General features: G+C 71.3%; 15 protein-coding genes. 9 read left to right on the top strand and 6 right to left on the bottom strand.

The window, feature by feature from the left end; translation table 11 throughout:
• The first annotated feature begins 90 nt into the window (after window positions 1–90).
• Together ACIPYQ_RS22260 and ACIPYQ_RS22255 are read left to right on the top strand one after the other, a co-directional pair.
• Window positions 91–1833 (top strand): pyruvate dehydrogenase, encoded by a 1743-nt coding sequence (locus ACIPYQ_RS22260; RefSeq protein WP_401253753.1) that lies wholly within the window; start codon window positions 91–93, stop codon window positions 1831–1833.
• A 196-nt stretch (window positions 1834–2029) separates the two neighbouring features.
• Window positions 2030–2422 (top strand): ATP-binding protein, encoded by a 393-nt coding sequence (locus ACIPYQ_RS22255; protein ID WP_376619825.1) that lies wholly within the window; start codon window positions 2030–2032, stop codon window positions 2420–2422.
• Window positions 2423–2461: 39 nt separating this feature from the next.
• Here ACIPYQ_RS22255 and ACIPYQ_RS22250 read toward each other — a convergent pair whose 3' ends face one another.
• Window positions 2462–3520 carry a DUF2637 domain-containing protein gene (locus ACIPYQ_RS22250; protein WP_401253750.1) on the bottom strand — a complete coding sequence of 353 codons (1059 nt, stop codon included), beginning with the start codon at window positions 3518–3520 and terminating at the stop codon, window positions 2462–2464.
• 224 nt (window positions 3521–3744) lie between these two features.
• A complete protein-coding gene (locus ACIPYQ_RS22245; protein WP_401253747.1) occupies window positions 3745–4620 on the bottom strand; it encodes a (2Fe-2S)-binding protein in 876 nt (291 codons plus the stop codon).
• Between the two features lie 105 nt (window positions 4621–4725).
• Here ACIPYQ_RS22245 and ACIPYQ_RS22240 point away from each other — a divergent pair, with 105 nt between their 5' ends.
• Window positions 4726–5388 carry a GntR family transcriptional regulator gene (locus ACIPYQ_RS22240; protein ID WP_361770895.1) on the top strand — a complete coding sequence of 221 codons (663 nt, stop codon included), beginning with the start codon at window positions 4726–4728 and terminating at the stop codon, window positions 5386–5388.
• Window positions 5389–5693: 305 nt separating this feature from the next.
• On the opposite strand, the gene ACIPYQ_RS22235 is transcribed toward ACIPYQ_RS22240, so the two are convergent.
• Both ACIPYQ_RS22235 and ACIPYQ_RS22230 read right to left on the bottom strand, forming a co-directional pair.
• Window positions 5694–6476, bottom strand: coding sequence for a hypothetical protein (locus ACIPYQ_RS22235; RefSeq protein WP_361770893.1), 783 nt, complete (start codon window positions 6474–6476; stop codon window positions 5694–5696).
• A gap of 167 nt (window positions 6477–6643) precedes the next feature.
• The gene (locus ACIPYQ_RS22230) at window positions 6644–8323 is read right to left on the bottom strand and encodes a PucR family transcriptional regulator (RefSeq protein ID WP_401253743.1); all 1680 of its coding nucleotides are present in this window, start codon (window positions 8321–8323) and stop codon (window positions 6644–6646) included.
• A 254-nt stretch (window positions 8324–8577) separates the two neighbouring features.
• Here ACIPYQ_RS22230 and ACIPYQ_RS22225 point away from each other — a divergent pair, with 254 nt between their 5' ends.
• The 6 genes from ACIPYQ_RS22225 (at window position 8578) to ACIPYQ_RS22200 (ending at window position 16953) form a co-directional block, all read left to right on the top strand.
• Window positions 8578–9474, top strand: a complete 897-nt coding sequence (locus ACIPYQ_RS22225) for a xanthine dehydrogenase family protein subunit M (protein ID WP_326587260.1) — start codon at window positions 8578–8580, stop codon at window positions 9472–9474.
• Between the two features lie 2 nt (window positions 9475–9476).
• Window positions 9477–10109: a (2Fe-2S)-binding protein gene (locus tag ACIPYQ_RS22220; RefSeq protein WP_361770889.1), complete on the top strand. Its 633-nt coding sequence runs from the start codon at window positions 9477–9479 to the stop codon at window positions 10107–10109.
• A 2-nt stretch (window positions 10110–10111) separates the two neighbouring features.
• A complete protein-coding gene (pucD, locus tag ACIPYQ_RS22215; protein ID WP_361770887.1) occupies window positions 10112–12514 on the top strand; it encodes a xanthine dehydrogenase subunit D in 2403 nt (800 codons plus the stop codon).
• A 319-nt stretch (window positions 12515–12833) separates the two neighbouring features.
• The gene (locus ACIPYQ_RS22210; RefSeq protein WP_361754184.1) at window positions 12834–14297 is read left to right on the top strand and encodes an NCS2 family permease; all 1464 of its coding nucleotides are present in this window, start codon (window positions 12834–12836) and stop codon (window positions 14295–14297) included.
• An 83-nt stretch (window positions 14298–14380) separates the two neighbouring features.
• A complete protein-coding gene (locus tag ACIPYQ_RS22205; RefSeq protein WP_361754187.1) occupies window positions 14381–15532 on the top strand; it encodes an XdhC/CoxI family protein in 1152 nt (383 codons plus the stop codon).
• Window positions 15533–15681: 149 nt separating this feature from the next.
• A complete protein-coding gene (locus ACIPYQ_RS22200) occupies window positions 15682–16953 on the top strand; it encodes a YncE family protein (protein ID WP_401253738.1) in 1272 nt (423 codons plus the stop codon).
• Between the two features lie 13 nt (window positions 16954–16966).
• Here the strand turns inward: ACIPYQ_RS22200 and ACIPYQ_RS22195 are convergent, their stop codons facing one another.
• Together ACIPYQ_RS22195 and ACIPYQ_RS22190 are read right to left on the bottom strand one after the other, a co-directional pair.
• The gene (locus tag ACIPYQ_RS22195; RefSeq protein ID WP_401253735.1) at window positions 16967–17434 is read right to left on the bottom strand and encodes an OsmC family protein; all 468 of its coding nucleotides are present in this window, start codon (window positions 17432–17434) and stop codon (window positions 16967–16969) included.
• A gap of 172 nt (window positions 17435–17606) precedes the next feature.
• Complete coding sequence (locus ACIPYQ_RS22190; RefSeq protein WP_361754196.1) at window positions 17607–18149, bottom strand: GNAT family protein; 543 nt, start codon at window positions 18147–18149, stop codon at window positions 17607–17609.
• Window positions 18150–18176: the final 27 nt, after the last annotated feature.

The following is an 18176-nucleotide window of genomic DNA, read 5'->3' as shown; positions in this document are numbered from 1 at the left end:
GCGCATACGTGGCTGGATGGGAGGCACACGCAACGGAGGACCGGGCCGGACGCGACCGGACCGGACCGGCGACCGGGAAGGTGCCTCCCCATGGCCAAGCAGAACGTGGCGGAGCAGTTCGTCGACATCCTCGTGCGCGCCGGCGTGCGGCGGATGTACGGAGTCGTCGGCGACAGCCTCAACCCCGTCGTGGACGCGATCCGCCGGACGGGTGACATCGACTGGATCCAGGTGCGCCACGAGGAGACGGCGGCCTTCGCGGCGGGCGCCGAGGCCCAGATCACCGGCCGCCTCGCCGCCTGCGCGGGATCCTGCGGTCCGGGGAACCTGCACCTGATCAACGGGCTGTACGACGCCCAGCGTTCGATGGCGCCGGTGCTCGCGCTCGCCTCGCACATCCCCTCCGGTGAGATCGGCCTCGGCTACTTCCAGGAGACCCACCCCGACCAGCTCTTCCGCGAGTGCAGCCACTACAGCGAGCTGATCTCCAACCCGGCCCAGATGCCCCGGCTGCTCCAGAGCGCCGTACAGCACGCCGTCGGCCGCAGCGGGGTCAGCGTCGTCGCCCTGCCCGGGGACATCGCCGCCCTGCCCGCCCCGGAGAAGGCGGTGGAGCACGCGCTCGTCACCGCCCGCCCCACGGTGCGGCCCGGCGACGGCGAGATCGAGAAGCTGGTCCGGCTCGTCGACGAGGCGGACAAGGTCACGCTCTTCTGCGGCAGCGGCTCGGCCGGGGCGCACGCCGAGGTGATGGAGTTCGCCGGACGGGTCAAGGCACCCGTCGGGCACGCCCTGCGCGGCAAGGAGTGGATCCAGTACGAGAACCCGTACGACGTCGGCATGAGCGGGCTGCTCGGCTACGGCGCGGCCTACGAGGCCACCCACGAGTGCGACCTGCTGATCCTGCTCGGCACGGACTTCCCGTACAACGCCTTCCTCCCCGACGACGTGAAGATCGTCCAGGTGGACATCCGCCCCGAACACCTCGGCCGGCGCTCCCAGTTGGACCTCGCGGTCTGGGGAGACGTACGGGAGACCCTGCGCGCGCTGAACACGAGGGTGAAGGCCAAGACGGACCGCCGCTTCCTGGACCGGATGCTGAAGAAGCACGCGGACGCCCTGGAAGGGGTGGTGAAGGCCTACACGCGCAAGGTAGAGAAGCACACCCCGATCCACCCGGAGTACGTGGCCGCCGTCCTCGACGAACTGGCCGACGAGGACGCCGTTTTCACCGTCGACACCGGCATGTGCAATGTGTGGGCGGCGCGCTATCTTTCCCCGAACGGCAAACGGCGCATCATCGGCTCCTTCAGCCACGGCTCCATGGCCAACGCCCTCCCGCAGGCCATCGGGGCACAGTTCACCGACCGGAACCGTCAAGTGGTGTCGATGTCGGGCGACGGCGGTTTCTCGATGCTGATGGGAGATTTCCTCACCCTGGTGCAGTACGACCTCCCCGTCAAAGTGGTCCTGTTCAACAACTCATCCCTCGGGATGGTCGAGTTGGAGATGCTGGTTTCCGGCCTGCCCTCCTACGGGACGACCAACAAGAACCCCGACTTCGCCGCGATCGCCCGCGCGGCGGGCGCCTACGGGGTCCGCGTCGAGAAGCCCAAGCAGCTCACAGGGGCTTTGAAGGACGCTTTCCGGCACAAGGGACCCGCTCTGGTGGACGTGGTGACGGACCCCAACGCCCTGTCGATTCCACCGAGGATCAGCGCCGAGATGGTGACCGGATTCGCACTGTCCGCCAGCAAGATCGTGTTGGACGGCGGGGTGGGCCGCATGATCCAGATGGCTCGATCCAACCTCCGCAACGTGCCCCGCCCGTAAGCCCGCAGGAGTGCGGAACCCCCCGGGGGGCATGCATCCCGTAGACCTGTTCGAGAGCGTGGACGCGGGGAGGGACATCGCCGTGCGGGTGGGGGCGAAGAACGGGAAGCCGTGGCGGAGAGGCAGGCCGGTGCCGCGCGAACCGTCCGCCGGTGAGAACGGGGGAGCGGTGGACACGCTGCGGATCACCCGGAGCGTGCGCCGGGCCGACCTGAAAGCGGTGGGCGAAGTCCGCAGAGCCTTGAGGGAGTTGATGCGTCACCGGTGCCGGACCGATGCGGCCGAGGTGGCCGAGCTGCTGATCACCGAGCTCGTCACCAACGCCCTCGTCCACACCGACCGGGGCGCGGAGGTGTCCGCGAGTCTCGCCGCCACACGGTTACGGGTGGAGGTCCGGGACTACGCCGCACGCAGACCCCGGCCGTACGTACCGACCGCCGACGACGGTACGCACGGCCGGGGACTCGTGCTGGTGCAGGCCCTCGCCGACGACTGGGGCGTGGACGCGCTGGCCCTCGGCAGCGGCAAGGTGGTGTGGTTCGAGCTGGACGGGCGCCACGACGCGCCGTACGACGGAGGGCCCGCCTGAGCAGGCGGGCCCTCCGGGGTCTTCCCCGATCAGGATCTGTCAGCCGAACTGCTGCTCCAGGTCCTTCAGTTTGCGCTCCAGCGAGTCCAGCCGGGGAATGGTCTGGGTGTCGTCCTCGGCGGTGAGGTCCACCGTCCGGGTGCCGGTCACGTCAAGGGATTCGGTTCCAATCACGGCCTGCAGGGAGGGCCGGCGGGGCGAAGGCAGCTGTCCGGTTTCCGGTATGGCCGGCTCCGCGCCGACCGGCGCGGAGCCCGCTCCCTGCGTCAGTTCGGGCAGCTCGACCTGGCGGCCGCGGGACCGCCCGAACGCCCGGTTCTGCCGGCCCAGCGCCTTGATGCGCGCCCGGTCCAGCCGGTTCTGGTCGCGCCTGCGGTGCCGGTCCTGCTCCCTCTCCTTCTTGTCCTCGCGCACCTCGTCCACGGCCTCGTCGAGCGTGCGGACCCCCTCCAGCAGCATGAGCGACCAGGCGCCGAAGGTCTCCCGGGGCGCGCGCAGCCAGCGCACCATCCGGATCTGCGGCAACGGCCGCGGGATCAGGCCCTGTTCGCGCAGCGCCGCCCGGCGGGTCTGCTTGAGGGCACGGTCGAAGAGCACGGCCGCCGAGAGCGACATCCCGGCGAAGAACTGCGGGGCCCCGTCGTGGCCCAGGCCGCGGGGGGCGTGCACCCAGTTGAACCACGCGGCCGCGCCCGCGAACAGCCAGACCAGCATGCGGGATCCGAGGGCCGCGTCACCGTGGCTGGCCTCGCGCACGGCGAGCACCGAGCAGAACATGGCGGCGCCGTCGAGGCCGAAGGGAACCAGGTACTCCCAGCCCCCGGTGAGGTTGAGGTTCTGCCGGCCGAAGCCGACCAGGCCGTGGAAGGAGAGCGCGGCGGCGACGGCCGCGCAGCAGAAGAGCAGGACGTACGAGGCCGTCCCGTAGACGGCTTCCTTGCGCCGCCGCCGTTCCTCGCTGCGCTCCCAGCTGTCCTCGGCCGCGGCCTTCTCGCTCTCGCGCTTGCCACGGGCCAGGACCGCAACTGCCGCAAGCACGCCCAGGATCAGCAGGCTGCCGGGCAGCAGCCAGTCCAGCGATATGTCGGTCAGTCTCATGCGGATGTCCCTTGCCTCGCGTATGCGTCCATGCGGCCGTGCGGCTTTCCGGGCGCCATAGTGGCGTAGCCGGTGAGCCGTGCACGCGGGTTTCGGGGCAAGTGGACGCCAACGGGGGGCGGGGCCCGCCGGATAGGGTGTTGTGGCTCGAACTGGCGCCCGTACGAGCCGGGTTGCGTTCGATTACGGCCACCCCTACGGGTGGGTTAGTGCCGGGATCACGCTCAGTAGTCGACGGCGTCGGCCGTGAGCCGGGCGACGCGGTCCGCGTCGCAGGTGCGGGGGCAGGTGACGCAGGTGTCCTCGGGTCGGATCGTGTAGAAGAAGCAGCAGCTGGCCCGGTCCCGGGTGGGCAGCCCGCGGCCGTCGGGACCCGCGAGCGTACGGAATCCCGCGCCCCCGGTGTACGGGGCGGTGGAGCCGGGCAGCAGCGCCTCCAGCTCGGCCATTGCCCGGGGCTCCTCGCCGAGCAGCTCGCCGACGTACCAGAGGCTCTCGACGACCTCGTCGGTCACCATGCCCCACAGGGCGCGGCGGCCGCGCCGCATGCGCGGGCCGAAACCTTCCAGCACGGGCCCGAGGTGCTGGGCCACCGCAGCCCGCACCTCACCGCGCAGCGCCTCCTCGTCGGGCACGACACGGGCCCCGGGGAGAACGGCCGCCGGATCGTCCGGCAGGCAGGCGAAGCCCTCGACGCGCACGGCCATCCGGCCGAGGGTCCGGTGGAAGGCCACCCCGTCGACCGGGAGGTACGGGACCCGCCGGTGCAGGAACCACGGGAGGGTGATCAGCAGGCAGGCCGGCCACGCGTACCGGTGCAGCCCGAAGCTCGCGATCACGTCGGGGCGGGCCTGGGTCCCGTAGTCCCTCAGCACCTGGGCGTTGTCCCAGGCGAGGAAGGCGTCCAGGGCCGGTCCGCCCGCCGCGAGCTCGTCCGCGCCGACCCATCCCACACCGCGAGGGACGGGTTCGTGCGCGGCTCGCTCGTCGACCCCCAGTCCGCCGTAGACCTCGGCCAGGCGTGCGTACGCGTCCGCCACCGGAGAGCCGGCCGGGGTGGACGGGACGTGCTGGGCAGGGGTCACGACAGTGACGGCCATGGGGTGGACCACCGAATCGCACGATCGTTAACAGGTTAGCCTTACCTTACCCGATCTCGGCAAGGCCGTATCCTCAGGTCAGGTCGAGACCCGGAGGAGGACCGAGTGCACGACACGGACCGAGCCCGGATACCGGCACAAAAAACACGGAAGGTACTGCGCCATTCGGTGCGCGGGCAGATCCTCGACGCCCTGCGCGCGGCGCTGATCGACGGCGAGCTGGTGCCCGGGGAGATCTACTCGGGCCCCGCGCTCGGGGAGCGCTTCGGGGTCTCCGCGACGCCCGTGCGCGAGGCGATGCAGCAGCTGGCGGTCGAGGGCGCGGTGGAATGCCTGCCGAACCGGGGCTTCCGCGTCCTGTCGCGCACCCCGCGGGAGCGCGCCGAGCTGGCCGAGGTCCGGGCGCTGCTCGAAGTCCCCGTCATGCTCCGGCTGGCCCGCACGGTGCCCGCGCCGACCTGGGAGGCCCTGCGCCCGGAGGCCGCCGCCACGGCGGAGGCGGCCGCGGCGGGCGACCTGCCGGGCTACGCGGAGGCGGACCGGGCCTTTCACCGGGCGGTGCTGGGGCTGGCCGGCAACGCGCAGCTGGTGCAGGTGGCGGAGGAGCTCCACCGGCGGGCGCAGTGGCCCCTGCCGGGCGCTCCGCGGGTTCGGCGGGCGGATCTCGTCGCCGACGCGGCGGAGCACTCCGCGCTGCTGGAGGCGCTGATCGCGCGCGACCTCCCGGTGGTCGAGTCCCTCGTCCGCGAACACTTCGCCGGCTCCTGACCCCGGACCCCGCCCCAGGCGCGGCTCAAAGACCGGGGGCTCCGCCCCCAGACCCCCGCGCCTCAAACGCCGGCGAGGCTCAAATCAGACCCGGGCGCCTCAATCGCCGGCGGGGCTCAAAGCAGACCCGCGCGCCTCGAACGCCGGCGGGGCTCAAAGCAGACCCGCGCGCTTCGAACGCCGGCAGGCTGGGGATTTCAGCCCCTCCGGCGTTTGAGGAGCGGGGTGCGGGGCGGAGCCCCGGATCTTTCAGCCTCGCCGGCGTTTGAGGCGCGGGCGCGGAGCGCCGTGCAGGTGCGGCGGGGCTACGTCGCAGGCGAAGGGGCGGGTTGGAGTTGGTCCGCCAGCCAGGTGGGGATGCCGCCCAGGAGGTGGAACAGGCGGCGGGCCTCCGCGCGCAGACGGGCGGCCTCCGGTTCCGGCTCGGCCTCGGCCAGCGCGGCCAGCGCGGGGGCCGTGCCGATCAGGAAGCCCAGGTCCTCCCGGATCCGCAGGGACTCCGCGAAGCCCTTGCGGGCCTCGGCCACCTCGCCGTCCCGCAGGGAGAGCGCGGCCAGGTGCCGCCACGTGAACGACAGCAGCAGCGTGTCCCCGTGGGCCTCCGCGCCCGCGTGCGCCCGGTGGTACGCCGGCCGGGCCGACTGCGGGGCGTCCGCCAGGTGCTCGGCGACCAGGCCGCGGCGGAAGTCCAGCAGCGGGCGGGTCCGGGACCCCGGGGACAGCAGGGCCGCCGCCCGGCCCAGCGCGGAGCGGGCCTCGTCGGCCCGGTCGCGCACACCGAGCACGGTGGCGGCGTACGCCAGCTGGCCCCGTTCGCACGCGGCCGCGCCCCGGTCGTCGTCGTCCTGCGCCACCGCCTCGGCGACCCGCAGCGCGTCCTCGGCCTCGGCCCAGCCCTGGCCGGTGAACAGGCACCGCTCGACCAGCAGCGCGGTGCGCTGGACCGCGGCACCCGCATCGGCGAGGTGCGGCGTCAGCAGCGCCGCCGCGTCGGTCCAACAGCCGCGCGAGCGCAGCCGCCATATCGCCCGCTGGAGGGGGTCGTCCCCTCCGGTTGTTCCGGCACCCGACATGGCGGTATCCGCCACATTGCCCTCCCCAAAGCAACCAAGCAGCACATCGTTGAGCCCTGGGGCGAAATGAGAGCACGGATCGGCGGCATCGGCCAAGGGGTCGGGTGAACTCTTTCACAAAGTCCGGACGGATCATCAGCCGTCCCACAGGCCGGACCCCTCCGGCCGCGGGACGGATCTTCTCAGCTCATCCGCAGTGCCAGGAAGAAGTCGAGCTTGTCCTCGAGCCGGGACAGGTCCCGCGCCGTCAACTGCTCGATTCGCCCCACCCGGTAGCGCAGCGTGTTGACGTGCAGGTGCAGCCGCGTCGCGCAGCGGGTCCACGAACCGTCGCAGTCCAGGAAGGCCTCCAGGGTCGGGATGAGCTCCGCGCGGTGGCGCCGGTCGTAGTCCCGCAGCGGGTCCAGCAGCCGGGCCGTGAAGGCGCGGCGGACGTCGTCCGGCACGAACGGCAGCAGCAGCACGTGCGAGGCCAGCTCGTGGTGGCCGGCCGCACAGACCCGGCCGGGGCGCGCCGCGGCCACCCGGCGGGCGTGCCGGGCCTCCTCCAGCGCCCCGCGCAGCCCCTCGGCGGAGTGCACGGCCGCGCTGACGCCCAGCGTGAGCCGGCCGTCGTCGGCCAGACCGGCCGCCAGGGGGTCCCGTACGGCCGAGAGCAGCTCGTCGGCGTGCAGGGCCGAGTCCGGGCCCTTGTCCTCCCCGGCGTCCCCGGAGAGCGAGGGCAGCGGCACGAGCGCGATGGCCTCGTCGCCCGCATGGGCCACCGCGATCCGGTCGGAGGGCTCCGGCCCCGACACCGACGGGTCGACGAGGATCTCCTCCAGCAGCGACTGGGCCACCGGGCCGCCGGGGATGTCCCCGCCCTCCCAGTCCACCCGGGCCACGACGACCTGCCAGTGCGGGGCGGCGCCCAGGCCGGGCAGCAGCACCGGGGCCGCCACCCGCAGACGGGCAGCGATCTCGGCGGGCGCGGCGCCCGTCTGGACCAGCTCCAGGACCTCCTGCGCGAGGCGGCGGCGCACCGTACGGGCCGCGTCGCGCCGGTCCCGCTCCACGGCGATCAGCTGGGTCACGCCCTGGAGCAGATCCAGCCGCTCGGCGGGCCAGTCGCCGGCGTCCGCCTCGACGGCCAGCAGCCAGTCCGACAGCACGGTCTCGCGCACGTCCCGGGCCGCCGGGCCGGCCGCGCCGCGGCCGTGTCCCCTGATCGGGAAGAGCGAGTAGGTAATACCCTGGATGGAGATCCGGTGCGGTCCCCTACGGCCCGTCCGGACCGCCGCAAGGTGCTCGCTCGCCAGTGCTGCGCACACGCCCGGCGCCAGCGGCTCGCCCGCCCCGGCGATCTGCCGGCCCGTGGGGGACAGCACCCAGGCCCGGAGATCGAGGTCGGTGGTGAGCAGATCCAGCACCACGTCGGGTCCGCCGCCGGCCGGACCCGAGGTCATGAGCCGACGGTGGCGGTCCACGACGGCCGCGAGATCCCCGGCACGCTCGCCCGAGACCTGCCGTACGACGTACTCGGTGATCGTGGCGAATGCAACGTCCTCGTTCACGGCGAACAGCGGCAGCCGGTTGCGCACACAGGCCGAAACAAGATCGTCCGGGATCGCGCCCAGCTCCGCCTCGCCCGCCGCGAGCCCGGCGACGCCGGCGCTCGCGAGGATTCGTACGAACGGCTCGGAGTCGGCTGAATTTCGTCTCCAGGCCAGGCCAGTGAGGACGAGTTCACCTCCCGAGAGGTACCGGCTGGGATCACGCAGGTCGGTCGTCATGACCCCGCGGACCGTCCGGTCGAGTTCTTCCTCGCCGCCGAGCAGCCGCAGCCCCAGCGCCTCGGTTTCCAGCAGTGCGCGCAGCCGCATGATGTCGCCGCCGATCTGTCTCGAATGTTGCCGTTGGAAATCGGGCAGGTCGTCGCATCCTGCCTTTCATACGAATCTACAAGACGAGGGAGGCCGTCAGCCAACTCCTTCATGGTTTCGGTGACTGCACCCGGGGGACGGGCGGCCGGTGTACTGAGTCCACACCGCGTTAACAGCACGTGAACGACCAGTCGAGGGCCTGTAGGCCTCCTGGCTTGAAGTGAACGACACGATGAAGAAGAAGAGAGCCGCTCATGGACTTCCTTCGCCCCGCCAGCTGGGAGGAGGCGCTCGCCGCTAAGGCCGAGTTCCCCACAGCTGTGCCGATTGCGGGTGGCACCGATGTGATGGTCGAGATCAACTTCGACCACCGTCGGCCGGAGTACCTCCTGGACCTGAACCGCATCGGTCTCCTGCGGGAGTGGGAGGTCGGCGAGGACGTGGTTCGTCTGGGCGCCTCCGTCCCGTACACGCAGATCATGGAGAACCTCCGGACGGAGCTTCCGGGTCTCGCGCTCGCCTCGCACACGGTCGCGTCCCCGCAGATCCGCAACCGCGGCGGTGTCGGCGGCAACCTCGGTTGCGCCTCGCCGGCCGGCGACTCGCACCCCGCGCTGCTCGCGGCGGGCGCCGAGGTCGAGGTGGAGTCCGTACGCGGCTCCCGCCTGATCCCGATCGACGAGTTCTACACCGGCGTGAAGCGCAACGCGCTCGCCGCCGACGAGCTCATCAAGACCGTCCACGTGAAGAAGGCGGACGGCCCCCAGCAGTACTCCAAGGTCGGCTCCCGCAACGCGATGGTCATCGCGGTCTGCGCGTTCGGTCTGGCGCTGCACCCGGAGACCCGCACGGTCCGCACCGGCATCGGTTCGGCCGCGCCGACCCCGATCCGGGCGAAGGCCGCCGAGGAGTTCCTGAACGCCGCGCTCGAAGAGGGCGGCTTCTGGGAGTCCGGCAAGGTCATCACCCCGTCGATCGCCAAGCAGTTCGGTGACCTCGCCTCCGGCGCGGCCAACCCGATCGACGACGTCCGCGGCACGGCGAAGTACCGCCGTCACGCGGTTGGCATCATGGCTCGCCGCCAGCTCGTCTGGACCTGGGAGCAGTACCGCGGTACCGGCAACGGCCGCTCGCTTGAAGGGGCTGCGTAATCATGCGCGTCAATTTCACGGTCAACGGCCGTCAGCAGGAAGCCGACGACGTGTGGGAGGGCGAGTCCCTCCTCTACGTCCTGCGCGAGCGCCTGGGCCTGCCGGGTTCGAAGAACGCCTGTGAGCAGGGCGAGTGCGGTTCCTGCACCGTCCGCCTCGACGGCGTGCCGGTCTGTTCCTGTCTCGTGGCCGCCGGCCAGGTCGAGGGTCGCGACGTCGTGACCGTCGAGGGCCTGGCGGAGTTCTCCAAGCAGCGTGACGAGCACGGCCACGGCGGTGCCTGCGGCACCGGCGGCGGCTGCGGCGGCAAGGGCGTGTCCCTGGACGCGGCCAAGCAGTGGCAGGCGCACGGGCCCAACAGCGAGCTCCGCTCGCGGGCGGGCGACTCGCAGACCGGCGAGGGCGTGGAGCTCTCCACCATCCAGCAGGCGTTCATCGACGCCGGCGCCGTCCAGTGCGGTTTCTGCACCCCGGGTCTGCTGATCCAGGCGGACGCGCTCCTGGAGGAGAACTCCTCCCCGTCCGACCAGGACATCCGTGAGGCCCTGTCCGGCAACCTCTGCCGCTGCACGGGCTACGAGAAGATCCTCGACGCGGTCCGCCTCGCGGCCGCCCGTCAGGGAGAGGCGGTCTGACCATGGCTCAGAACACCCGCACCGTGCCCGCCGGTACGCCGACGAACGTCACCCAGAAGCACAACAAGGGCGGCATCGGCGAATCGATTCTCCGCCCGGACGGCACCCTCAAGGTCACCGGCGAGTTCGCGTACTCCTCGGACATGTGGCACGAGGACATGCTGTGGGGCCAGACCCTGCGCAGCACCGTCGCCCACGCCGAGATCGTCTCCATCGACATCTCCGAGGCGCTCGCCATGCCCGGCGTCTACTCGGTGCTGACGTACGACGACCTGCCCGCCGAGATGAAGAACTACGGCCTGGAGATCCAGGACACCCCGGTTCTCGCCAACGGCCGGGTACGTCACCACGGTGAGCCGGTCGCCCTCGTGGCCGCCGACCACCCGGAGACCGCCCGCCGCGCGGCCGCCAAGATCAAGATCGACTACCGCGAGCTGCCGCTCGTCACGGACGAGGCCTCCGCCCTCGCCCCCGACGCGCCGCTGATCCACGAGGGCCGCGACGACCACCACATCGGTCACGTCCCGCACCCGAACATCGTGCACCGCCAGCCGATCATCCGCGGCAACGTGGAAGAGGCCCGCAAGCGCGCCGACGTCATCGTCGAGGGCGAGTACACCTTCGGCATGCAGGACCAGGCCTTCCTCGGCCCGGAGTCCGGCCTGGCCGTGCCGTCCGAGGACGGCGGCGTCGAGCTGTACGTGGCCACCCAGTGGCTGCACTCGGACCTCCAGCAGATCGCCCCGGTCCTCGGCCTGCCGCCGGAGAAGGTCCGCATGACGCTCTCGGGCGTCGGCGGTGCCTTCGGCGGCCGCGAGGACATCTCGATGCAGATCCACGCCTGCCTCCTGGCCCTGGCCACGAACAAGCCGGTCAAGATCGTCTACAACCGCTTCGAGTCCTTCTTCGGCCACGTGCACCGTCACCCGGCGAAGCTCTACTACGAGCACGGCGCCACCAAGGACGGCAAGCTCACGCACATGAAGTGCAAGATCGTCCTGGACGGCGGCGCCTACGCCTCCGCCTCCCCGGCGGTCGTGGGCAACGCCTCCTCCCTCTCGGTCGGTCCGTACGTCCTGGAGGACGTGGACATCGAGGCGATCGCGCTCTACACGAACAACCCGCCCTGCGGCGCGATGCGCGGATTCGGCGCCGTCCAGGCCTGCTTCGCGTACGAGGCCCAGATGGACAAGCTCGCGGCGAAGCTGGGCATGGACCCGGTCGAGTTCCGCCAGCTGAACGCCATGGAGATGGGCACGGTCATGCCCACCGGCCAGGTCGTGGACGCCCCGGCGCCCGTCGCCGAGCTGCTGCGCCGGGTCAAGGCCCGCCCGCTGCCGCCCGAGCGCCAGTGGGAGACCGCCGGCGAGAGCGCGGACGTCCGCGCGCTGCCCGGCGGCCTCTCCAACACCACCCACGGCGAGGGCGTCGTCCGCGGCGTCGGCTACGCGGTCGGCATCAAGAACGTCGGCTTCTCCGAGGGCTTCGACGACTACTCGACCGCCCGCGTGCGCCTCGAGGTCATCAACGGCGAGCCCGTCGCGATGGTCCACACGGCCATGGCGGAGGTCGGCCAGGGCGGCATCACCGTCCACACGCAGATCGCCCGTACGGAGCTGGGTGTCACGCAGGTGACCATCCACCCGGCCGACACGCAGGTCGGTTCCGCCGGTTCCACGTCCGCCTCCCGGCAGACGTACATGACCGGTGGCGCCGTGAAGAACACCTGCGAGGCGGTACGCGAGGCCCTGCTGGAGATCGGCCGTCGCAAGAACGGCTCCTACCACCCGGCGTGGGCCACCGCCGAGCTCCTGCTCGAAGGCGGAAAGGTCGTCACCGACGGCGGCGAGGTCCTCGCGGACATCGCCGACATCCTCGGCGACGAGGCCATCGACCTCGAACTCGAGTTCCGGCACGCGCCGACCGAGGCCTTCGACCTGAGGACCGGCCAGGGCAACGGCCACGTCCAGTACACCTTCGCCGCGCACCGCGCGGTCGTCGAGGTGGACACCGAGCTCGGCCTGGTCAAGGTCGTCGAGCTGGCGACCGCGCAGGACGTCGGCAAGGCGCTCAACATGCTTTCCGTGGTGGGCCAGATCCAGGGTGGCACCACCCAGGGTCTCGGCGTGGCGATCATGGAAGAGATCATCGTGGACCCGAAGACCGCGAAGGTGCGCAACCCCTCCTTCACGGACTACCTGATCCCGACCATCCTCGACACCCCGACCATCCCGGTCGACGTCCTGGAGCTCGCCGACCCGAAGGCCCCGTACGGCCTGCGCGGTATGGGCGAGGCCCCGACCCTCTCGTCCACCCCGGCCGTCATCGCGGCGATCCGGCAGGCGACGGGTCTTGAGATCAACAAGACGCCGATCCGTCCGGAAGCCCTCACCGGGACCCTCTAGGACGGCGTGGTCCGGGGGCCGCGAGGCCCCCGGACCCCCTCAGACTCTCCGGGCGGTGCGCAATGGGAACGTCACACTTCACAGCGCACTGTCCGGAGTACCTACGAAGCACCGCACCGCTCGCGGTCCCTTCACCTGGCAGTACCCCTGCGAAACCCCCACGTAGTACCAGCGGTCACCCCCGCACTACCCGCAGTACACGCAGTGCACCTTCGCGTCGCCTCGGGCCGTCACCCCGGGTCGTGCAGCCAAACGCACCAAATCCCGCAATCTCCAATCCCCACGCGGGTGCCCCTTTGAACCTTGGGAGTTAGGCACCATGACCCAATCGTCTGTAGAGACCAAGACCACCGCGGAGGACGCCGGCGACGGCTCCCGTAATCCCGCCGGGCGTTCTTGGCTCGACCGCTACTTTCACATCACGCACAGAGGCTCCAACGTCGGCAACGAGGTCCGTGGCGGTATCACGACCTTCATGGCCATGGCGTACATCCTCCTGCTCAACCCCCTGCTCCTGTCGGGCAAGGACGTCGCCGGCACGGTGATGGACGGATCGGCGATCATCACCGCCACCGCCTTCGCCGCGGCCGTCACCACGCTCCTCATGGGCTTCGTCGGCAAGGTCCCGCTGGCCCTCGCCGCCGGCCTCTCCGTGTCCGGCGTGCTCGCCTCGCAGGTCGCCCCGCAGATGACCTGGCCGCAGGCCATGGGCATGTGCGTGGTGTACGGCGTGGTGATCTGTCTCCTGGTCGTCACCGGCCTCCGAGAGATGATCATGAACGCGATCCCCCTCGCGCTCAAGCACGCCATCACCATGGGCATCGGCCTCTTCGTGGCCCTGATCGGCTTCGTGAAGGCCGGGTTCGTCGGCAACGGCGGGGAGTTCATGCCCCCCGTCCAGCTCGGCGCGACCGGTGAGCTCTCCGGCTGGCCCGTCCTGCTCTTCTGCATCACCCTGGTCGCGATCTTCATGCTCCAGGCCCGCAAGGTGCCCGGCGCGATCCTGATCGGCATCGTCGGCGGCACGGTCCTCGCCGCGATCCTCAACGCCATCGTCGACATCGACCCGAAGGCCTGGAAGAACGGTCCGCCGGAGCTCGACGGCTCCGCGGTCTCGATGCCGAACTTCTCGCTCTTCGGTGACGTCTCCTTCGGCGGCTGGGGCGACGTCGGCTACATGACGGTCGGCATGATCGTCTTCACCCTGGTGCTCGCCGGCTTCTTCGACGCCATGGCCACCATCATCGGTGTCGGCACCGAGGCCAAGCTGGCCGACGACAAGGGCCGCATGCCGGGTCTGTCCAAGGCCCTGTTCATCGACGGCGCCGGTGGCGCCATCGGTGGTGTCGCGGGCGGCTCCGGCCAGACCGTGTTCGTCGAGTCCGCGACCGGCGTCGGCGAGGGTGCCCGCACGGGCCTCGCCTCCGTGGTCACCGGCCTGTTCTTCGCCGCCTGCCTCTTCTTCACCCCGATCACGCAGATCGTCCCGGGTGAGGTCGCCTCCGCGGCCCTGGTCGTCATCGGCGCGATGATGATGCAGAACGCCCGCCACGTGGACTGGTCCGACAGCGCGACCTCGATCCCGGTCTTCCTGACCGTCGTGATCATGCCGTTCACCTACTCGATCACCGCCGGTGTCGCCGCGGGCGTCATCTCCTACGTCGCCATCAAGATCGCTCAGGGCAAGGCCCGTGAGATCGGCGGCTTCATGTGGGCGCTGACCGGAATCTTCCTGGTCTTCTTCGCGCTCCACCCGATCGAGGGCTGGCTCGGGGTCGGCTGACCCGGACCTGCCTGAATCCGTACGAAGTACCGCACGCTCCACGTATCCGATACTGGAAAACGAACCTCTCCGAGGAGGCCCCCATGCTGGACATCGCCGAAGAGCTGAACCGGTGGGTCGAGCAGGGACGTGACTTCGCCGTCGCCACCGTCGTGGCGGTCGGCGGGAGCGCGCCCCGGCAGCCCGGGGCCGCTCTCGCCGTCGACAGCGAGGGCACGGCCATCGGCTCGGTTTCCGGCGGATGCGTGGAGGGTGCGGTGTACGAGCTGTGCCGGCAGGCGCTGGAGGACGGCGAGACCGTCCAGGAGCGCTTCGGGTACAGCGACGACGATGCCTTCGCCGTGGGTCTGACATGCGGCGGGATCATCGACATCCTCGTCACCCCGGTCCCGGTGGGCTCTCCGGCCCGGGAGGTGTTCGCGGCCGGCCTGGCCGCCGCGGCCCGCGGTGAGGCCGCGGCCGTGGCCCGGATAGCGGAGGGTCCGGCCGAGCTCATGGGCCGCGCCGTCTTCGTCCGTACCGAGGGCGTCCACGAGGGCGGCTTCGGCGGACACCCCGAACTGGACCGCACCATCGCCGAAGAGGCCCGCGCCATGCTCGACGCCGGCCGGACCGGCGTCCTGGAGATCGGCGCCGACGGCAGGCTCTGCGGAGAGCCCCTGAAGGTGCTGGTCGAGTCCAGCGTCCCGCCCCCGCGGATGATCGTCTTCGGCGCCATCGACTTCGCCTCCGCCCTCGTGCGGATCGGCAAGTTCCTCGGCTACCGGGTGACGGTGTGCGACGCACGGCCCGTCTTCGCGACGAAGACCCGCTTCCCCGAGGCGGACGAGATCGTCGTCGACTGGCCGCACCGCTACCTCGAGAGCACGGACGTGGACGGCCGGACCGTCCTGTGCGTGCTCACCCACGACGCCAAGTTCGACGTCCCGCTCCTCGAACTGGCCCTCAAGCTCCCCGTCGCCTACGTCGGCGCCATGGGCTCCCGCCGCACCCACGAGGACCGCAACAAGCGGCTCCGCGACGTCGGTGTCACCGAGCTCGAACTGGCCCGGCTGCGCTCCCCGATCGGCCTGGACCTCGGCGCCCGCTCCCCGGAGGAGACCGCGCTGTCCATCGCCGCCGAGATCGTCGCGAACCGCCGCGGCGGCAGCGGCGCGGCCCTGACCGGCGCGCACATCCCGATCCACCCGGACGTCGCGAACACCGCCATCAGCAGGATCGGTTCCGTCGCTTGAAGGGGTGAGTGACGGCCGAAGGTGAGAAAAGGGCGCCACCCGTAGGGGTTGCGCCCTTTTGACGTTCCCCCTATCTTACCGGCCGGTAATAGGGGGTGTCCTCACCGGAGGCGCCCTCTCCGTCCCTTGCCCACACCGGAGTTGAGCGGATGTTGCGTACCGTGCGAACCCTGGGCGTCCTGGCGGCCGCCGCCCTGCTCACCGCCGTCACACCGGCACCGGCCCCGGCGGCACCGGCACCCGCGGCACCGGCCCCCGCCGCTCCCGCGGCCGGCCTGCGCGAGGTGTTCTTCGTCGGGAACAACTGGGAGGGGACCGCCGACGTCCTCGCCTCCACCGGCGATCTCGCCAAGGTCGGCCGGATCAACGTGATCCCCGACAAGGCGGAGCGGCTCCGCGAGATCTACCTCAACCCCGTGAAACTCGCCTTCTTCCTCGGCATCCGGGAGAGCGCCGGCGAGGGCCACGACCAGTACGTCGACGACATGTTCACCACCCCGGACGGCTCCGCGGTCGTCGTCTCCCGCCCCAGCTTCGCCGACGTCGTGTCCATCGACGTGACCTCGGGGCGGATCAACTGGCGCTTCCCCGTCTCCGGTTACCGCTCCGACCACATGGCGGTCTCCCCGGACGGCACCCGCATCGCCGTCTCGGCCTCCACCTCCAACACCGTGCACGTCCTGGACATCGCCACCGGACGCCAGACCGGCTCCTTCCGCACCGGGGACAAGCCGCACGAGAACACCTTCAGCCGTGACGGCCGCTTCCTGTGGAACAGCTCCATCGGCGAGGTGAACACCGCCCTCGACGCGCCCTGGCTGGACTGGACGAAGGGGGACCGGAAGATCACCGTGGTCGACGCGCAGACCTTCCGGACCGTACGGGTGATCGACATGCGGGAGCGGCTGGACGCCTTCGGCCGCCGCGACCTGTCCGACGCCGTGCGCCCCGTGTCCTTCAGCCCCGACGAGTCGAAGCTCTACTTCCAGGTGTCGTTCTTCAACGGCTTCCTGGAGTACGACGTGGCGTCCGACCGGATCACCCGCCTCAAGACCCTCCCCGAGAACCCCGCCACCAGCACCGACCGCACCACCTGGGTCAACGACTCCCGCCACCACGGCATGTCCATGAGCCCCGACGGGGCCAAGCTGTGCATCGCCGGAACCATGGACGACTACGCGACCGTCGTGGACCGCGCCACCCTCACCGAGGGGCCGCTCGTGCCCGCCGCCAAGCCGTACTGGGCCACCGTCGACGGTGACGGGACGGGCTGCGTGATCTCCGAGAGCGGCGCCGACCGGGTCACCGCCATCGACTTCGCCACCGGCGCCAAACGGGTCTCCGTCCCCGTCGGCGACCACCCCCAGCGGGTCCGCATCGGCCACGTCCCCGCCTCCTGGACCGGCCCCGCCGGCCGGTAGGCCGGTCGGAGGCTCAGCCCACCGTCACGGTCGGCTCGTGCCGGACGGGGAAGTTGACCGAGTTGGCGATGAAGCAGGCCCGGTGGGCCTCCTTGTGCAGTTCGACCGCCGCAGCCACCATCGACTCCTCGCTGACGGTGATCCGGGGGTGCACCACGGCCTCCGTGAAGTGCCCGCTGTCCCCGGCCGTGGCCATCGTCCCGGTCGCCTCGTCGACGTACGAGGTGACCACCACGCCGTTGACCGTACAGAAGTGCAGGTAGGACAGCATGTGGCACTGGGACAGCGCGGCGAGCAGCAGTTGCTCGGGGTTCCAGCGGGAGGCGTCGCCGCGGAAGGTCGGGTCGGCGCTGCCGAGGATCGCCGGCAGCTCTCCGGCGGCCACCTCGTGCGCCCGGGAGTAGGCACGGTAGTGGCTGGTGCCGGTGCCGAGGTTTCCGGTCCAGGTGACGCGGGTGGTGTAGGAGTGCAGTCGGGCCATGGCGGCTGCTCCGTCTCTCGGGTACGGGACCGGTCGGCGCGGGTGGCCGGGGCGTGGCGGCGGTGCCGGGCGGTTCGGGGCGCCGACCTGGATCGTACGGCGGTCGCGACGGCCGCGCCCGCTTCCTCCGCGAGGCGGTCGACGGCGCCCGACGGGCGCACCGCCGGCGGGGTCAGGCCCGCCACTCCTCCCGGAGCATCCCGAACAGCACCCGGTCGTACCGCTCACCCGCCAGCAGCACGGCGGCCCGCAGTCGCCCCTCCTCCCGGAAGCCGAGCCGGGTGAACGCCCGGACGGCCCGGTCGTTCCCGCTCCAGGTGTCCAGCTGGAGCCGGGTGAGCGGGAAGGCGCCGAAGAGGTGGTCGACCAGCAGCCGCAGCGCCTCGGAGCCGTGCCCCCGGCCCCAGAACTCCCGCTCGCCGATGGTGATCCCGAGCGTCGCCGTTCCGGCCCAGGGGTCCAGGTCGCGGTAGTCGGCCGTGCCGATCACCCGGCGGTCCGACAGGGTCTCCACCGTGAACACCGCCGACTCCCGGGGCGAGAGCATCAGCATCCGCTCGAAGGACAGGGCCACCGCCTCCCGCGTGACCGGGCCGAAGCACGGGTCCCCGGCGCACGCCCAACGGACCACCTCGGGGTCGTTGCGCCAGCGCAGGTGGTGCTCCGCGTCCTCCGCGCGCAGTGCGCGCAGCGCGACGAACTCTCCCTCGATCACGTCCTGATCCTCTCCCCGTGACGGCCG

Origin of the sequence: Streptomyces sp. NPDC090045 (assembly GCF_044747975.1) — a bacterium.
Taxonomy (GTDB): domain Bacteria; phylum Actinomycetota; class Actinomycetes; order Streptomycetales; family Streptomycetaceae; genus Streptomyces.
This window is presented reverse-complemented; position numbering and strand designations above follow the sequence as displayed.